General features: G+C 35.6%; 14 protein-coding genes and 1 pseudogene. 1 reads left to right on the top strand and 14 read right to left on the bottom strand.

The window, feature by feature from the left end; genetic code table 11:
* The first annotated feature begins 20 nt into the window (after nt 1-20).
* On the top strand, nt 21-410 hold the full coding sequence (locus FDO66_RS06150) for an SA1362 family protein (protein ID WP_309475263.1): 390 nt from the start codon (nt 21-23) through the stop codon (nt 408-410).
* Between the two features lie 21 nt (nt 411-431).
* On the opposite strand, the gene FDO66_RS06145 is transcribed toward FDO66_RS06150, so the two are convergent.
* The 14 genes and pseudogenes from FDO66_RS06145 to FDO66_RS06080 all read right to left on the bottom strand — a co-directional run bounded on the left by FDO66_RS06145 (nt 432) and on the right by FDO66_RS06080 (nt 18,327).
* A complete protein-coding gene (locus FDO66_RS06145; RefSeq protein ID WP_141431682.1) occupies nt 432-1,322 on the bottom strand; it encodes a patatin-like phospholipase family protein in 891 nt (296 codons plus the stop codon).
* A 106-nt stretch (nt 1,323-1,428) separates the two neighbouring features.
* Entirely contained in the window at nt 1,429-2,454 is a 1,026-nt protein-coding gene (splB, locus tag FDO66_RS06140; protein ID WP_141431680.1) for a spore photoproduct lyase, read from the bottom strand.
* Between the two features lie 599 nt (nt 2,455-3,053).
* A complete protein-coding gene (locus FDO66_RS06135; protein WP_141431678.1) occupies nt 3,054-4,736 on the bottom strand; it encodes a glycoside hydrolase family 13 protein in 1,683 nt (560 codons plus the stop codon).
* Between the two features lie 14 nt (nt 4,737-4,750).
* Nucleotides 4,751-7,063, bottom strand: a complete 2,313-nt coding sequence (locus FDO66_RS06130; protein WP_141431676.1) for a glycoside hydrolase family 3 C-terminal domain-containing protein — start codon at nt 7,061-7,063, stop codon at nt 4,751-4,753.
* Between the two features lie 107 nt (nt 7,064-7,170).
* A complete protein-coding gene (locus FDO66_RS06125; protein ID WP_181444462.1) occupies nt 7,171-8,007 on the bottom strand; it encodes a sugar ABC transporter permease in 837 nt (278 codons plus the stop codon).
* Nucleotides 8,007-9,350 carry a sugar ABC transporter permease gene (locus FDO66_RS06120; protein ID WP_141431673.1) on the bottom strand — a complete coding sequence of 448 codons (1,344 nt, stop codon included), beginning with the start codon at nt 9,348-9,350 and terminating at the stop codon, nt 8,007-8,009. Before FDO66_RS06120 ends, FDO66_RS06125 begins: the two co-directional genes overlap by 1 nt.
* A gap of 110 nt (nt 9,351-9,460) precedes the next feature.
* Nucleotides 9,461-10,564 carry an ABC transporter ATP-binding protein gene (locus FDO66_RS06115; RefSeq protein WP_141431671.1) on the bottom strand — a complete coding sequence of 368 codons (1,104 nt, stop codon included), beginning with the start codon at nt 10,562-10,564 and terminating at the stop codon, nt 9,461-9,463.
* 224 nt (nt 10,565-10,788) lie between these two features.
* Entirely contained in the window at nt 10,789-12,072 is a 1,284-nt protein-coding gene (locus FDO66_RS06110) for a sugar ABC transporter substrate-binding protein (protein ID WP_141431669.1), read from the bottom strand.
* A 148-nt stretch (nt 12,073-12,220) separates the two neighbouring features.
* Nucleotides 12,221-13,240 carry a LacI family DNA-binding transcriptional regulator gene (locus tag FDO66_RS06105; RefSeq protein WP_141431667.1) on the bottom strand — a complete coding sequence of 340 codons (1,020 nt, stop codon included), beginning with the start codon at nt 13,238-13,240 and terminating at the stop codon, nt 12,221-12,223.
* A 731-nt stretch (nt 13,241-13,971) separates the two neighbouring features.
* Nucleotides 13,972-14,790: a histidinol-phosphatase gene (locus FDO66_RS06100; protein WP_258535623.1), complete on the bottom strand. Its 819-nt coding sequence runs from the start codon at nt 14,788-14,790 to the stop codon at nt 13,972-13,974.
* 166 nt (nt 14,791-14,956) lie between these two features.
* Nucleotides 14,957-15,321 (bottom strand): annotated as a pseudogene (locus tag FDO66_RS06095) (vitamin B12-dependent ribonucleotide reductase); the annotation flags it as partial.
* Nucleotides 15,322-15,444: 123 nt separating this feature from the next.
* Nucleotides 15,445-16,359, bottom strand: a complete 915-nt coding sequence (locus tag FDO66_RS06090; protein ID WP_141431665.1) for a nucleoside hydrolase — start codon at nt 16,357-16,359, stop codon at nt 15,445-15,447.
* Nucleotides 16,360-16,401: 42 nt separating this feature from the next.
* The gene (rbsK, locus tag FDO66_RS06085; protein WP_141431663.1) at nt 16,402-17,331 is read right to left on the bottom strand and encodes a ribokinase; all 930 of its coding nucleotides are present in this window, start codon (nt 17,329-17,331) and stop codon (nt 16,402-16,404) included.
* 18 nt (nt 17,332-17,349) lie between these two features.
* The gene (locus FDO66_RS06080; RefSeq protein ID WP_141431661.1) at nt 17,350-18,327 is read right to left on the bottom strand and encodes a LacI family DNA-binding transcriptional regulator; all 978 of its coding nucleotides are present in this window, start codon (nt 18,325-18,327) and stop codon (nt 17,350-17,352) included.
* Between the last annotated feature and the right edge of the window lie 7 nt (nt 18,328-18,334).

The following is an 18,334-nucleotide window of genomic DNA, read 5'->3' as shown; positions in this document are numbered from 1 at the left end:
CTCATCATGCTCTTAGGGAGGTGGCGTTCTTGAAAAATCGGATCTCATTTTATGTCGTGTGCGGGCTTATTGCTCTTGGGATATTTGGAATTGTTTCAACATTCATTTCAGATCCAGCTGGTTTTTTAAAAAGTCTTGCTGTAATTATAGTAGTGGGTGTCATCCTTTTTCTCATCTTTCGTCGATTTTACCAACCCAACCCTGAAAGAAAAGAGCAGCGAGCTTTTGTAAAGGCCGCAAAGAGATCGAAGAAAAGGTACCAGCATCGTGAACCTGGAATTAGCCAAAAATCCAATTCCAGTTCTATTTCTTCTATTAAAAAAAGGAAACCAAAGAAAAAACAATCCTCAACTCATCTAACGGTCATAGACGGAAAAAAAGGGAAAAAGAAAAATCGAGCCTCTTTTTAAGAGACTCGATTTTTTGTGAAATTAATAGCTCCACTGCTTAAAAAATTGATTCGCACATGTTCTTCCTACTTCTAATAAAGCTTTTTTCTTCTTATTGGTTAAGATAAATTCAGTCGCCAAGACTCCTTCCGTTGGAATAAAAATAATGTTTCTTATATGCTTTCTCGAAATAAATCGTGCGTCGTGGGCATCCTTCATCGTAGTAAATAAGGCTTCGTACATTTGAATGGCATTATTAATTTTATTTTTAGGTCGATCCATTATTCGATGACTAAGCTTCACCCCTAAAACCGGCCTCACCTTTTTTATATTATCCTTATCAAATAACCAAATAGGGAAATTACTTAACACCCCTCCATCTACAAAAATACTTGTTTCTGAATTTGATTTTAATTTAACGGGTTCAAAAAAATAAGGTAAACTGCAGCTCATACGAATCGCTTTTGCGATAGAGAAGGAAAGGGGATCAATATCGTAATGGATTAAATCATCAGGCAATATAACCATTCTTCCATTCGTTAAATCCGATGCCACGACTCTGAGCGTCTGAGGAGGTAAATCAGAAAAGGTCTTTAACCCCTTTACTCGCAGCTTTTCCTCCATCCATCTTTCTAATTCATTTCCTTTATATAATCCAAGTCTCCAATAGAGGAACAACCACTTGGTAAGTGGCGAAGGAAGCGGTAGAAACCCCCTTCGCTCATCAAGAAACTTTTCAAGATTTAATTCATCGAGCATATGATAAATCTCTTCACTTGTATACTGTGCTGCAATTAAAGCAGCAATTATTGCCCCTGCACTTGTACCTGCCACTCTTTTAAATTGAAATCCTTTTTCTTCTATGACCTGATACGCACCAACTAACGCAAATCCCTTAATACCTCCTCCTGAAAAAACGCCATCGATATACATACAAGTCACTCTCCCGACTATGAACTGACTTGATACATCTTTAGTCAGCTTGCGGGAGAAATAGTACGAGGGACAAGAAGATTATTAAATTAATTTCGATCATCAATTAAGTAAAGTAGGAGATTTCAGCTTCGGGGAAAAATTGATTAATATATGAACGAAGCGTTTGCTCTAAATCATTAGCTGTTTCAGTTGGATAGACATATTTTCCTATCCCATACCTGCCCCATTTATACTTTCTTTTTTCCTCATCCATTTCAAGCTTTGTTTTTGGATATCTTTTTTGAATGACTTTTTTTGCTGGTTTTGTAAATCGATGCTGAATCAATTCAAAAGTGAGATTGTGTAAAGTTACATCTTTAAGTGCGGTTTGTAAGCGCTCAAATAATTCATAATACCCTACCCTCCAGCCATCATGTAAATAAATCGGAGCTACTATAAAGCCTAAGGGATATCCTGCATGAGCGACTTTTTTTGCAGCTTCAAGCCTTTCATCAAAAGAAGAAGTGCCCGGTTCAAAGTTTTTAATTACATATCTGGAATTCACACTAAAACGAAATCTCGTATGTCCATTATGCTTTGCATCTAGCAAATGATCCACGTAATGAAACTTTGTTACAAATCGCAATCGCCCTAACTCGGTTTGTCCAATAAACTCAATCGCTTTTTTTAAAGAATGTGTTAAGTGATCAATTCCGACAATATCAGAAGTACACGCAGCTTCAAAACGCGTTATTTCAGGCTTTCTTTCGTCAATATACTTTTTAGCCTGATCAAATATTTCTTCTAAATTGACATATGTGCGTATGTAAGGCTTACTGCCAAGTGTTGTATTTAAATAGCAGTAATGGCAATGCCCCATGCAGCCTGTGGCTAAAGGAATCGCATATTCCGCTGAGGGCTTCGACGTGTCAAACTTTAACGTTCTTCTAACCCCGACAACGAGCGTCGATTTCGCATTTCGATACTGCTGCAATTCATTATCTCCTGGAATACCTCTTACTTGATTGTGGGAGGTAGTTTCTCTAATTTCTATGCCCATTTTGGTAAATTTCTCTTTCAATTCTCTCCCTAATGAGTACTCTAAAGCTTGAGGCTCTATATAGACTAGCTGAGGTACAAAGGGTTTCATTTTTTCTTGCCCCATTTCCTTAAATAATTTGACGATTATTTTGTAGTATGAGCAAAAAAATAAAAAAGAAAGTGGGATAATGTTGCCAGACAAAATCTATGATACAATTCACCATTCGAAACCTAGTAATAAAAGATTTGGTTAATTGTTTTTGCAGCTATACCTATCACAAACAGCGATAAAATAAGTAACATAATTTTCAAATATTGATACCAAGCCAAAAAATGTTAATATTTAGTAAATAAATACCTTTGTTAAAAAGCCTATCACGTATAGACTGCTAAGAACCTTCGAAAATACAATGAACGCAGTTCAAAAACTTGGAGAAAAAATCTTTAAATGTCAAATAGAAGTGGAAAGTGTAAATGCATATATATTAAGAAAATACAGCAAGATAATGTCTATTATTAGCTGTCCTTAATCACTTTTAAATTAATACAAGTTCTCAATTTCAATTTGTCGAATCCCTTTTATTTCAAAAACACTCTAGATTATTCATTGCTCCCTCCCTTCTGCCGGTAAATCGATATTCGAGAAAATTATTTGGAAAAAATTACTCACAGTTGTAAAATTACTTAAATTGTGAAATCGATTCATTTTCATTTAACTAAAAGATAAACTCTTGCCTCATATGGCTTTAATTGAAAGGAGGAATGAAAAGGATTATTAACAGGAACTTCATAATTGTTAATCAGTATAACCGAAGCTTCAAAAGTAAGATCTTCCGGAACTTCAAACAGCGCTGCTTCTTCTGAGAAGTTACACATTACTAGTAATATTTCGTTGCCTAACTTACGAGTGTAGGCGTAAATGGTTGGATGATTTTCCAGAATAAGATCATAAGTTCCATAGACGATAATGTCATATTCTTTACGAAGTTGGATTAGTTTATGATAATAATAAAAAATAGAATCTGGATCTTGCAGAGCTTGCTTTGCATTAATCTTAGTATAATTTGGATTCACTTTTAACCATGGGGTTCCTTTAGTAAATCCACTGTTTTCACTCTCATCCCACTGCATTGGTGTTCTTGCATTGTCACGACCTACCGCGTAGATTGCTTCCATCACTTTATCATGATCTTCGGATCCTTCTGTCACTTTTTCACGGTACATATTGTGAATCTCTAAATCATTATAATCCTCTAATGACTCGAAACGAACATTAGTCATTCCAATCTCTTCTCCTTGATAAATATATGGAGTCCCTTTCATCATATGTAGAAAAGTGCCAAGCATTTTTGCCGATTTAACCCGATACTGAATATCATTTCCGAAACGAGAAACCATTCTTGGCTGATCATGATTATTTAAGTAAAGACTGTTCCAACCTTTTCCTTCTAAATCCTTTTGCCACTTCGTCATCACATGCTTTAAATCAACAAGCTTCCAAGGTGTTATATCCCATTTCCCCTTTGGACCAGAATCTAGGGAAACATGTTCAAAAGTGAAGATCATATTTAATTCGGTTCCTTCACAATTTGAAAATTGTTTAGCATCCATAGTTGATGCTCCAGGGCACTCTCCAACTGTCATAATGTCATACTTGGAGAGCACTTCACGATTCATTTCTTGTAGATACTCGTGTACACGGGGACCGTTCATAAAGAACTCTCCTCCCCAGTCATACCTTTTTCCACTAGCGGTACTAGGTAAGCCATCAACCTTAGAGATCATATCAATAACATCCATACGGAATCCATCGATGCCTTTCTCAAGCCACCATGTCATCATATCATAGACTTCTTTTCTTAATTTTGGGTTTTCCCAATTTAAATCAGGTTGTTTTTTACTAAATAAATGCAAATAATATTCCTCTGTTTGTTCATCATACTGCCAAGCTGATCCACTAAAAACGGATACCCAGTTGTTAGGTTCTTGTCCATCCTCACCTGGTCGCCAAATATAATAATCTCTATACGGATTATCCTTTGATTTATGAGATTCAATAAACCATTGATGTTCATCTGAAGTATGGTTTACAACAAGATCCATCATTAGTTTCATACCACGACTATGCAGTTCTGCCAACAATTCATCCCAATCTTCCATTGTTCCAAACTCATCCATAATATCCTGATAGTTGCTAATATCATAACCATTATCGTCATTTGGAGATTTATACACTGGTGATAACCAAACGACATCAATACCTAATTCCTTCAAATAGTCAAGCTTTGATGTAATGCCTTTTATATCACCAATTCCATCTCCATTACTATCCATAAAGCTTCTTGGATAAATTTGATAGACAACACTTTCTTTCCACCATTGTTTCTCCATTTTGTATCTCCTCGTCACAATTGACCAATATATTTATTATCCCTTGTTAAAACGTCATTTAATTGCTTAATCATATCCTCTAGCATTTCCTCTGTAAAAAAACCTGCGCTAAAACTAACTAATGCACGCAATGGCAAATATTTATTTAAAGAAGCCATCATTTCAGCATTTTCGCTTTCATCATCTACTTCTGCTGCTAACGGATTATTTTCATTTGCTTTCACTAGAAACTTTTGTGTTAATGGGGCTAATGTGGGATTAGCCAGTAAATCTCCAACTAGGGAATTTCTATGGATTGGATTGTTTATGGAGCTTGTCGATTGAACATGGATTTTATCTTTAAGAACAATTTCTCTAGAAGATTTACCAACCAGAATAGCAAACTCACCCGTTTCTACATGCCAATCTTTTATTCCAACATGATAATAAGCAAATGCTCGTTTATCTAATTGAAAAGTGACGTTTTTTTCCTCGCCTGGCTGGAGTTCTAATTTTTCAAAACCTTTCAGCTCTTTTTCAGGTCTAACCACATTGCTTTCTATGTCTTTTACATAAAGCTGTACTACTTCTTTACCAGCTCTATCACCAGTATTTTTCACCTTTAATCTAACGGTTACTTGATCTGTATCCTGAACTTCTTTGTTACTTATTGAAAGATCGCTATATTCAAAGGTTGTATAGCTTAAGCCATAACCGAATGGAAATAATGGTTCTACTTCTTTTGTATCGTAGTAGCGGTAGCCGATAAAAATGCCTTCTCTATATTCCACTTGGTCTCCTTCACCAGGAAAATATAAATAAGATGGATTATCACTTAATTGCTTAGGGAAAGTTTCTGCTAATTTCCCACTTGGATTTGCCTCTCCAAATAGCAATTCAGCAATCGCGCCACCAAGGGCTTGTCCTCCTAGATAACCTTCAAGCACTCCCTTTACGTTGTCGATCCAAGGCATTTCAATGGGTGAGCCATTACTTAAAATAACTACAATGTTACTGTTAACTTCTGCTACAGCTTCAATCAATTTATGGTGATTTTCAGGCATACGCAAATGTTCTCGATCATATCCTTCTGATTCGTAACGATCGGGTAGCCCAGCAAAAAGAATCACTTTATCTGCTTTAGCAGCTGTTTCTTTTGCCTCATTAATTTTTGCTTCTTCAATAGCATCATTTTTAAGGTTGTAGCCGTCAGCATATAATACATTTGTATTATTGCCTGCAATACTATAAATTTCATCTAGAATATTTTCTAGCTTTGTTGGCTTTATATTAGAACTTCCGCCCCCTTGGAATCTTGGTTTTTTTGCAAATTCTCCAATCACAGCTATAGAGCCTTCTTTTTTCAACGGCAGAATGCAATCTTCATTTTTTAATAGCACCATACACTCTTTTGCAGATTCCCGTGCAATCTGGTGGTGAGCTTCTATATCATAGACAGCACCTTCTTTTTTATGCTCCATTGCTTTAAATATAATTCGTAACATTCTCTCTACAGCAAGGTTCAATTTTTCTTCCGATAGTTTGCCACTCTTTACAGCATCCACAATCTTTTGTTCACCAATTCCACCACTTGATGGCATTTCAAGCTCCAAACCAGCAGCTATTCCGTCAACAAGCTCATTAACAGCTCCCCAATCGGAAATAACAAACCCTTCAAAGCCCCATTCCTCTTTCAAAATATCATTTAATAATGTTTTATTTTCCGAAGCGAATGTTCCGTTTACCTTATTATATGCCGACATAACCGTCCATGGCTGAGACTGCTTAACAGCTCCTTCAAAACTAGCTAAATAAATTTCCCTCAATGTTCTTTCATCTACAACTGCATCCGTTGACATTCTTCGGTGCTCCTGATTATTCACTGCAAAGTGTTTCAATGACGTCCCAACACCCTGACTTTGAACACCTTTAATATGATGTGCCGCCATTTCAGATGATAGATAAGGATCTTCTGAAAAGTATTCAAAATTTCTTCCACAAAGAGGGGATCGTTTAATATTTACTCCTGGTCCAAGAAGGACAGCTACATTTTCTGCTTGAGCTTCCTGTCCTAATGCCATTCCTACTTTTTCAATCAAATCTCTGTTCCAAGAACTTGCCAGTCCAACAGCAGATGGGAAACAAGTTGCAGGAACACTATCAAATAAACCTAAATGATCTGCTCCTTCTTTCTGCTTTCGAAGTCCATGGGGCCCATCTGTGACCATAATCGAAGGAATTCCTAATCGCTCTATTCCTTTCAATTTCCAAAAATCTAATCCAGAGCATAAACTCGCTTTTTCTTCCATCGTCATTTGTAAAATAAGTTTTTTGATATCTTGTTGCATAGTAATCCCCCAGATAGAAAAATTTATAAATTTATTCGTCATTTTATAACTAATTTATTCTCTAACTCTCACTATTTAGTAGAATATAAAAATGTCATCCTATTTGTTTATCCCTTATCTGCTCCTGCTGTTAGACCATCAATTAAGTAACGTTGCATAAACATAAACAATAATGTTACAGGCAAGGCAACCATAACACAGCCTGCCGCAAATAATGTAAAGGGGTGCTGACTTGCAACTTTATCATTTATCATCTCAAACAAACCAACAGCAAGCGTTTGTTGTTCGGGTGAACGTAAAATTAACTTTGAAAAAATAAAATCAGTAAATGCTAAATTAAATGTCATTAGGGAGGTAAATACAATTAATGGTTTTGACATTGGTAAAATAATTTGAGTAAAAATCCTTAAATGACCTGCTCCATCTATTCTTGCAGCTTCAATAACACTTTTTGGCATTGTGTCAAAATAAGTTTTCGAGAATAGAAACCAAAGGGGTGCTCCTGCCACATAAACACATATGAGTGCAGTATGGGTATTCAGAAGATTCATCTGGCTAAGCAATATATAGATAGCAATCATACTCATAAACCCTGGAAACACGTGTAAAACAAGCAAAGTATTCATTAAGTTTTTCCGTCCAGTAAAACGAAAAACCGAAAATATATAACCTGTTATCAATGTAAAAAGGGTACCGAAAAATGTGCTTATTAACGAAATCTTAATTGTATTGTAATACCATTGTCCAAATGGATATTTTTTAAAAAGTGTTGCATAATGATCAAACGTAAATTGAGCAGGAATCAAAGTATCACTGAACAATGACGTTCCTGGACGAAAAGAAGACATTATAACCCATAAGGCAGGATAAATACAAATGACAGCAACGATGATTAAAGTTAAATAGCTAAAAGTTAAATCGAGAAATGTTTTCGTTTTTTTCATCAGTGTATATCCTCCTCTTTGAAAGATTTTGTTTGCTTTATTCTATAAATAGTAAAAATTGATAATATGATAAAAATAAATATTCCAATAACGGAAGCAAAATTATATTGCCCCTGCTCCATGGAAAGCTTGTAAAGCCATGTTAGTAAGATATCTGTCCCCCCTGCAAATTTATAATCTCCAATAGCTGGATCTCCATTTGTTAATAAATAAATAACGTTGAAATTATTTATATTCTGGGCAAAGGAAATAACAAGTAAAGGAGCCATTGTTTTCATAACTATAGGATACGTAATTAAACGAAGCTTTTGAAATCCACTTGCACCATCTATATCTGCTGCTTCATATAAATCTGCTGAAATAGTCGTCAAAACCCCTATTATCATTAACATGCTGATCGGAAAGGTCAACCAAAAATTCACTAAAATAACGGTACACTTTGCCCACATAACATCGGTTAACCAAGGTACTTTCGAAATACCCAAATACCCTAAATACTGATTGATCGGACCAAATTGTCCGTTAAACATATTTCGGAAAATGAGCACAGATACAAACATAGGAATAGCAAATGGAAGGATAAAAATTGTGCGCCACACCTTTTTAAACTTGATCTTCTTTTTCTGAACTAACAATGCAATCCCAAACCCACCGATGAAAGGAAAAAGAGTCGCAAAAACAGCCCAAATAAACGTCCAGATTGTCACACCGTAGAATGTATGACTCCATGCTTTTATTTTAAAAATATCGAGAAAAGTCTTAAATCCATGCCAATCAACCAAATGAGCAGGAGGCATATTTTCCCTTGTATAATTGGTAAATGCGAGTAAAATCATAAAAATGATTGGCAATATAGTAAAGAAAAATATACCAAGCATAGGAACCGATAAGATAATTTGCGGAAATCTGTATTCTGTTATATATCTTATTGTTTGAACAAACGTATTTGGCTTTATTCCCTCTTCCCGACTTTTTCCAACTATATATGCATCTTTAATATTTAGAACATATATACTCACGATAATACATAAAATAAAGAGAGTAATAAGGCCTTCAACTAATAACAAAATGGAATGATCTCCCATCACACTTTGATAGATCCCTCCAACTTTTTCTAGGTGCATCTTTTTTTCTCCCAGGGTTATTAAACCCCATAGTGCATAAGGAAGACGATATATGGCTGTATATATACTAAAGGCATGAATGGCAAGAAGAAATATTCCTTTTATATACTGCTTGTTATATATTTGGCCTAGTCCCATCATTAAAATGGATAAAATCGAAGCAATCCTTCTATAGGAGTTATTAGATAGTTTGATAAACTTAATTACATTTTCAAGCATGAAGATTCAACTCCTGTTTTTCTATATTAGAAAAGTACTGTTATTCCCTAATAGATTTTGATTTTAAAAATCCCAAATTTTTTTTAAATGTAGTACACAGAGTGCTTTCTTTATCTTATTGCTTTTTCCGTTTCCTTATCGAAGTAATGGCATTTATTCATATCAATGGCCAATGTGATATGATCACCGCTGCTATATTCCCCCTTATTTTTCACCTTCGCAGTTAGAGGAATAGAGTTATTTTTTACATATAAATACAGCTCTGATCCCATATTTTCCACTACTTCAATTTCAGCCGATAACTCTTCAAAAGTATCCTTATTAATTGCTTCAATATAGAAGTCTTCAGGTCTGATTCCTAGGATCACTTCTTGGCCAACATATCCTTTCGAGCGAAGGACAGAGTCATCTCTTTTAGAAACCTGGACCTTGACTCCCTTCGTACAAAAATAAAGATTCGAGCCCTCTTCGATAATCGTTCCTTCTATAAAGTTCATTGCAGGTGATCCTATAAAACCTGCAACATATTTATTAACTGGGAAATCATATATTTCAGTTGGTGTTGCTACTTGTTGAATTTCTCCATCGTACATCACGACAATTCTGTCTCCCATAGTCATTGCTTCCGTTTGGTCATGTGTCACATATACAAATGTCGTTTCCAAACGCTTATGCAGCTTGCTTATTTCTGAACGCATTTGCACACGAAGCTTGGCATCTAGATTGGATAAAGGCTCATCCATTAAGAAAACTTGCGGATTACGAACGATAGCGCGTCCTAAAGCAACCCGCTGTCTTTGCCCACCTGAAAGAGCTTTAGGCTTCCGTTTTAAAAGATGCTCTAAATCTAAGATTTTTGCTGCTTCCTGTACTTGCTTTTCAATTTCTTTCTTTGGCACTTTTCGCAGTTTTAAGCTAAATGCCATATTTTCAAATACAGTCATATGAGGATATAAAGCATAATTTTGAAATACCATCGCAATGTCACGATCTTTTGGAGCAAGTTCATTCACTAGTTTATCTCCAATATAAAAATCTCCCTCTGTTATATCCTCCAACCCAGCTATCATTCGAAGGGTTGTTGACTTTCCACAGCCAGAAGGGCCTACAAGTACCAAAAATTCTTTATCTTTCACTTCTAAATGAAAATCCTTAACTGTATAGGCATCATTTTTATACTTTTTCTTCACATGCTCAAAACGCAATCTTGCCATGGTCTATAACCCCCATTAATGATAAATAGTGAAGCTCCCCATAAGTTGGCATTTTTCACTCCAACTTATAGCAAGTTCACAAACTATTTAATAATTTATTAAAAGTAAAATGCTGTTACATTTGCTAAAGCTAAAGTACCCATTTTAATTTAATGAATATCATTTATCCCGTATTAACTAGCAGTAAAACCCCGACTGATTGAAGTTTCACTTTATTCAAGCTATTAATCCTTACTTGTCTTAATTCCGCTTTTCATATCTTCTGCAGCCTTATCCAACGTCTTTTTAATGTCTGCATCATTATTCCAAATATTTTGAGTAGCTGATTCTAGACTCTTCCAATAATTACTCATTTCTGGAACATTTGGTAGTGCAGCACCATTCTTAATTTGCGCTAAAAAGCCCTGCAGCATTTGGTCATCTTTAAACTTTTCCTCATTCTCAAATCCATTAAGTGCTGGAATTCTTCCTGTGGATTCATACAGCTTGCCAAGCATGTCCTTAGAAGTTAAATAATTTGCAAATATTCTTGAAGCGTTCGGATATTTTGTATAAGAGGTCACATAATAACCTGTGCTGCCTACTAGGGCTATTGGAGATTTATCACCTGGCATCTTTGGCATAGGGAGGACTTCGACCTCAAAAGGCATCTTTTTATTGTTGCCGAGATTCCAAGTAGCATCCATATTTATCGCTAATTTCCCTTGTTCCCACAGATGTAATCTGACATCGTTACTGATATCTTGCAACTTAAGTGGCAGGATATCTTTTAGAGAATGATAGAACTCCATCCCCTTGACTGCACCAGCACTATTTATGCCGATATCATTTATGTCTGTACCATTTTTCCCAAAAATATAACCATCATATCCTAAAATAAAAGCAGAATTAAAGTACCAACTCTTTGCATCATACATAAATCCAAACTTATTTTCCGAAGGATTATTATATTGCTTAGCAAATGTTTTAACATCATCCCATGTTTCAAATTTTGCATCTTTCACCAAATCTTTGTTTACGTATAGGGCGTACGTATAGATATCTCGAGGGTACCCATAAAGAACTCCCTTATAAGAAGAAGCATCTAACGCAATTTTATTACTATTTTTTCTAGTTTCTTTTTCAAAATAATCGTTAGGCAATAAAACGCCAGAGTTCACAGTAGTTCCTAAATTGTCGGATACCATACCAATTACATCAGCTGCTATTCCCGCAGGGCCATCTGTTTTCACTCGGTCAGCAGTATCCCAAGTTTGTACTTCTTCCACTTTTACTTTTATGTTGTATTTCTCTTCAAATTCTTTCACCGCTGCCTCAACTAAAGGATCTTTCATCGTCCAAAAAAGCAATTCAGCACCAGGCTCTGGCTTTAATTCCGTTGATGTTGCTGTGTCTTTTCCGTCGTTTGTCTTTGTCCCCGATTGATCAGATGAGTTAGGTTTATTACAAGCCACAAGTAAAAGCAGAAGCATCATTGTTATTGTCAACATTTTTAGTATTTTTTTCATTTTTATCCTACTCCTTTAATTTTTTTCAGATTTAATGGAACAATGAATAGTACAAACGGATAAATAAACTTTAGTGAACACCTCCTTTTTAAAATCTATTTATTTTGAATATTAAGAATATATTGACCGAAGAATGACTAGTCATTCTTTATTCACCGTTTTCAATATTTTTACAACTACCTCGCATTATTATTTCGTGCGGAAGAATTCTAGCTTCTTTTTTATAGCTTTCTTTTTCCTTAATTTGTTGTAATAGCATTTGAGCTGCATTGATTCCTAAATCATAAACCGGCTGACGAACTGTTGCTATACCTGGCCTATAAGCACTCGCAAAGGGAATATCGTCAAATCCCATAATAGAAATATCTTCTGGTACTCGAAGTCCACATTTATCTGCTGCTTGAATAGCTCCAATTGCAATCATATCGCTAATGCATAATACAGCCGTCGGTCGGTTTTTCTTACTGAAAATCTCCATCCCTTTTTCAAGTCCATATTGAATCGTGTATTCTTCGCTTTCAAAAAACGAGTCTTCAAAATAAGCAATCCCATTATCTTTCAAGGCTTGTTTAAAGCCTTCAAATCTTTGAAGAGCATGGTCGGATAATAACGAGCCTCCTAGCCAAGCAATTTCCTTATGTCCTAATTGGATAAGTTTTAGGGTTGCATCGTAAGCAGCTTGATAATCATCAATATTTATGGATGAAAAACGTTTACTTTTGTCTGTAAGACTCGCTAATAATACTGGAATGGAATTCTCTTCGAAAAACTCGATATGTTTTTGTTGAAAATTAGAGGTTAATAACACCACACCATCCACATATTTTTCTTTCAACAATTTTAAATAGTGAAACTCAATATCCGTATCTAGGTTAGTATTACAAAGGAGAGTTGTATAATTATGTTTAAAAAGCTCTTTTTCTATTACTCTTACAAAAATAGAAGTAAACGGATTTTCAATACCTGGAATAAGTACACCGATTAATAAACTTTCCTTCTTAATTAAACTTCGTGCAATTGCATTAGGGATAAAACCAAGCTCTTTAACTACTTCTAGCACTCTTTCGCTTACCTCAGGGCTGACCCATTTGCTTTTGTTAATTACATTTGAAACAGTAGAAATGGACACATTTGCTTTCTTCGCAACATCCTTAATTGTTATATTCATTCCCTCACCCTTTTCCTGTTTAAAAACAACTTGCTTTACCTATGCTTAATTATACTTAGAAAAACGTTTTTCTATTGAAAAAAATTTGGCTCCTCCGTTTGGTTGAAACCCTTTTTTGCTATTTTCACGGCAGAAAAACGTTTTTCTGTTTTAAAAAAACTTTAGCTCCTCTGTTAGCTCGAAGCCTTTATTACTATTTTCATGGTGGAAAAAGGTTTTTCTGTTGAAAAAAATTTGGCTCCTCCGTTTGGTTGAAACCCTTTTTTGCTATTTTCACGGCAGAAAAACGTTTTTCTGTTTTAAAAAAACTTTAGCTCCTCTGTTAGCTCGAAGCATTTATTACTATTTTCATGGTGGAAAAAGGTTTTTCTGTTGAAAAAAATTTGGCTCCTCCGTTTGGTTAAAACCCTTTTTACGATTTTCACGGTAGAAAAACGTTTTTCTGTTTTAAAAAAATTCGGCTCCTTCACTTGCCTGAAACCTTTATTACTATTTTCATGACGGAAAAACGTTTTTCTTCATAAAGATTATGAACTTAACTAATTTTCTTAATAATAATTCGGCTTATTATTTTTGTCTATGATTTTGTCATAAAACCTGACAATATTTATTTCAATGTTAGATAAAATGATTAATTTGTTATAGCTATTAAGATGCATCAGGAAAAATTATAGCTTCACTATTAGACATGAAAATAGCTAATTTATAAAATTTATACACCAACTATTTTATTATAGAGTAACCACCTGCTTTTTCTTTTCTACATAAAACACCATTTCTTTAAAGCCGATTTCTTTTAGTTTCTTCTGAACATCATGATAATCTTCTCCAATTCGCTCCGTAATATGGGCATCTGATCCAAAAGAAATATCAACCCCATAATATAAGGCACGTTCTAAAATTTCATTTGAAGGATACCATCCTCCACAATCTTTCGTTTTACCAGATGTATTAACCTCAATTGCAACACCTTCTTCACTAATAACTTTAAGTGTTTCGTCAATAATTGGTGTATCTATCTTCGAAAATTCTGGGTAGTATCCTTTCATCGCATCAATGTGGGCAAGCACTTGAAACAGACCGCATCTTGCTGATTCTTGAATAAGCTTGTAATAGTTATCCTTCAGTTTAATACGTTCTTCTTCATTTAAACCATCCCATTGCTTCCGATCAAATATGCTTACTCCATTTATAAAATGGACAGAACCTATTAAATAATCAAAAGAATAATTTTGATAGCTTTTTCGATATAATTCGAAGTGCTCTGGAATATAATCGCTTTCCATGCTGAGCAATACATGAATTTTATCTTTGTAAGCCTCTTTAAGTTTTAAAACTTCCTTCACATAATTTCCAAGCTCACTTTTAGCCATTGAATAGCCTGGCCACATTTGGTCTTTATCGCTGTAAAAAAGCGGAGAATGATCAGAAATTCCGATATAATGAAGCCCCTTATCGATTGCTGCCTTTATATAATCCTCAATCTTTCCAGTGGCATGACCACACCTATCATGGTGTGTATGTAAATCAAAAAAAATATTATTGGCCACAGAAATCCCTCCATTTTTTATTCGAAATATATTATATATTGAAACCTTAATCCCTGGATAGAAGAAAAATAGAAATTCTCTTGATTATTCGCAAAAAATCAACCCATTTATTACCAACAACCCCCAAAAAGAGGACAGAAATATATTTCTATCCTCTTGAATATTCTTAAAGACCGCATTTCAGCTGTGCATTACAACCACCGGTTTCGATCACTTTTCCTTTTCGGCAAACTGGACATGTATTTCCTACTTCTGATCCTATTGTCACATCCGTCGAACGGAGATCACTAATCGTATTAACTAGAACCACATGTTGTTTCTCATGCACATGTTCGGGCTGTTCTTCAAAGCTGTTTTCTTCCGCTTTTAACGTTAACACTTATGTATCAGGTGACCCATTACATAAATGGTTCCCCCTTTGGCACCATCGCGGTATAAGCGCTCGTATACTTTTTCAACTTGTTCCACACTATATCCTTTAGGTGTATTAACCGTTTTACTGATGGAACTGTCAATCCATCTTTGAATCACATGCTCTGGTCGAAGTGATGATAGCTACCTTTTTACTGGTGGGCTCTTAAATACCATGCTTTTTAATATCGAATAGTGTTTTGTGAACTGTCTATTGAATTTAAAAAACAGGTATTTTTATAATCATATTACCCTACTAAGAAAGTGATCTAAAAACCGATCCGCTTCTACTTTAGTACAAACATGAATCTTCGGCTCTGCCACAAAGTTGCCTACTGTTCTTCCAACCTCTTCCCCTTCTAGAACAACCTTCACGTTCATTGCTTCTGTCTCAACAAAGCTTGAATCTATTGCAACACCTACTGCGAGTGGATCATGAAGAGCACAGCCGCCGATGCCTGGATAAAAAGCTTCATATTTGTCCATATAAAACTTGGTTATATCTGCAAAAAAGTGAGCAGATTCTAGCCCAGTTGCACGCCATTCACCGAGCTTCGATACTGGCAATAATGTCTTCATGGTTACATCTAGTCCCACAATGGTAACCCGTAAACCTGAAGAGAAAACATAATCGGCTGCATCAGGATCAGATTTGATATTTGCTTCACTATATGGAGTTACGTTCCCAGGTACATTTACAGCACCACCCATAATGACAACCTCTTTAATAAGTGGTAATATTTCCGGTGCTTTTTCTATTGCCAGAGCAAGGTTAGTCAGCGGGCCAACTGAAATAATTGTTATTTCTTCAGGACGATTTTTTACCTGTTCAATAATAAAGTCCGGTGCAAATCCAATTTCAGCTTTTACAATTGGATCACTCTTCAGGGTATTGCCTAAACCATCTTCTCCATGGACATGTTTTGCTGAATGTTTTTTCTCTCCACGCCTGAATGTTTGTTCTGCTCCTTGGTAAACTGGAATCCGTTTCCCCACTTTTTCTAAAACGACCAGCGTATTACGTGTAGCTTCTTCTACCGACACGTTACCAAAACAAGTCGTAAAACCAAGCAGCTCTAGTTCTGGGGAGTTCAAGGCATATGCCATCGCTAAGGCATCATCAATCCCAGTATCAACATCGAAAATAATTGGCTTCAATTTCTATCACTCCATATTCAATCGTTCGAATTCACTATATTTCTATAACTGTGTAAAACGTTTCATAAATTGCAGTGTCTCTTCCATATCAGGCATAGAACTTTGAGCTCCTGAACGTGTCACTGTTATTGCTCCAACTGCATTTGCGAATTGAGTTGCTGACCAAATATCTTTGCCGCTGACAAGCGCTGTTGCCAGTGCACCTGCAAATGCGTCTCCTGCAGCAGTCGTATCAACAACTTGTGTGGCATATCCGTCAATCGTAAAAGTTCTATTCGCATTTGTGACCACAACACCTTTGGCCCCTAGCTTTGAAAATACAGTATTGACTCCTTTTCTTAACAGTTCTACACTAGCTATTTTTGCTGAACGAACATCAGAAACTTTAATATTCGTAATCTCAGATATTTCACTTTCGTTTGGTATAATATAATCTACCATTCCGTATAACTCGTCTGGTAAAACTCTAGCTGGAGCAGGATCAAGCATGAATGGAATGTTATTTATTTTTGCTATTTTCGCAACTTCTATCACTGATTCTAATGGTATTTCAAGTTGAACGATGACAAGCTTTGCTTGGCAAATTACTTGCTTATGTTCTCTTATGTATTCAGGAGTTACTAAATTATTGGCACCTGGAGCTACAATAATGCTATTATCAGCATCATTATTAAGAGTTATAAACGCCACTCCTGTGGGCTCATTTTCAACGCGACCAATAGAAGATGCATCTACACCAACTTTCTTCAAATTTTGCATAAGCTGACTGCCAAACACATCATTTCCAACCTGGCCGATCATTGCTACTGATGCCCCGAGTTTACCTGCAGCGTATGCTTGGTTTCCACCTTTTCCTCCAGGACTCATAAAAAAGTTACTGCCAAGGACGGTTTCTCCCCAATCAGGTTTTCGCTTAACTTTAACTACCATGTCCATGTTTAAACTACCTACAACAACAATGTCTGGACTCATCCCTTTTGATCCTCCCTTTTAAGTTTCTCTTTGGACAAATTCGTGCCCTAAAACCAAGCTCTTGGCTGTGAACCTTTCCCCCTTTATACGTTCAAAAAGCATCTCAACAGCTGTTACACCAATTTGATATGCGGGAACAGAAATGGTGCTTAACTTCGGAGTACTCATTTGTGCAAATAAAATATCATCACAGCCTATGATCGAAATATCTTGAGGAATCCTTAATCCCTTTTCTTGAATAGCATGCATAGCTCCTAATGCAATTAAATCGTTTGCTGCAAATAATGCAGTTGGTGTTGATTCCTCTAAAATCGATTTCATAAGATTAAAACCAGACTCATAACTAAAAATCCCAACCCTAATAGAAGGTATAAGATTATGCTCACGCATTGCGTCTATATACGCCTTCCTTCGCATTTCCGCTGACTGAACGAGGCTAGGTCCTGATATATGACATATATCTTGATGTCCTTTCAGGATTAAGTTGACAACTGCTTCATACGAAGCCTTATAATGATCAATCGATACGGTATCAAATACAGTCTCTGTTAGTAATCTATCGCACAATACAAATGGGATTTTAAATTCACTTAATTTGTTTACCTTATGCTCGTCCAAAATGGAAGAAATTAAAATAATTCCACCTACTTGCTGGCTGATCATTTTCTCGATATATTCTTGTTCAATATTAGGATTATTATCTGTATTACTAATAAACAGTGAAAATCCTTCCCGATGTGCTTCATCCTCAACTCCTCTTGCAATGATTGGAAAGTATGGATTCGTAATATCAGGCAAAATCAAACCGATAACATTGGAAGAATTGTTAGCCAAATTTCTGGCAAAGGCATTGGGATGATACCCTAATTCCTCAATTGATTGGAGAACTCGCTGCCTAATTTGATCATTAACTTTTGGATTATGATTAAGAACTCGAGATACAGTTGCTTTGGAAACATTAGCATGGTTAGCAACATCCATAATTGTTACCTTCATATTTTCC

This window comes from Bacillus sp. 03113 (assembly GCF_006546985.1).
GTDB lineage: Bacteria > Bacillota > Bacilli > Bacillales > Cytobacillaceae > VATK01.
Note: the sequence above shows the minus strand (reverse complement) of the source record. Positions and strands in the feature narration are given on the sequence as shown.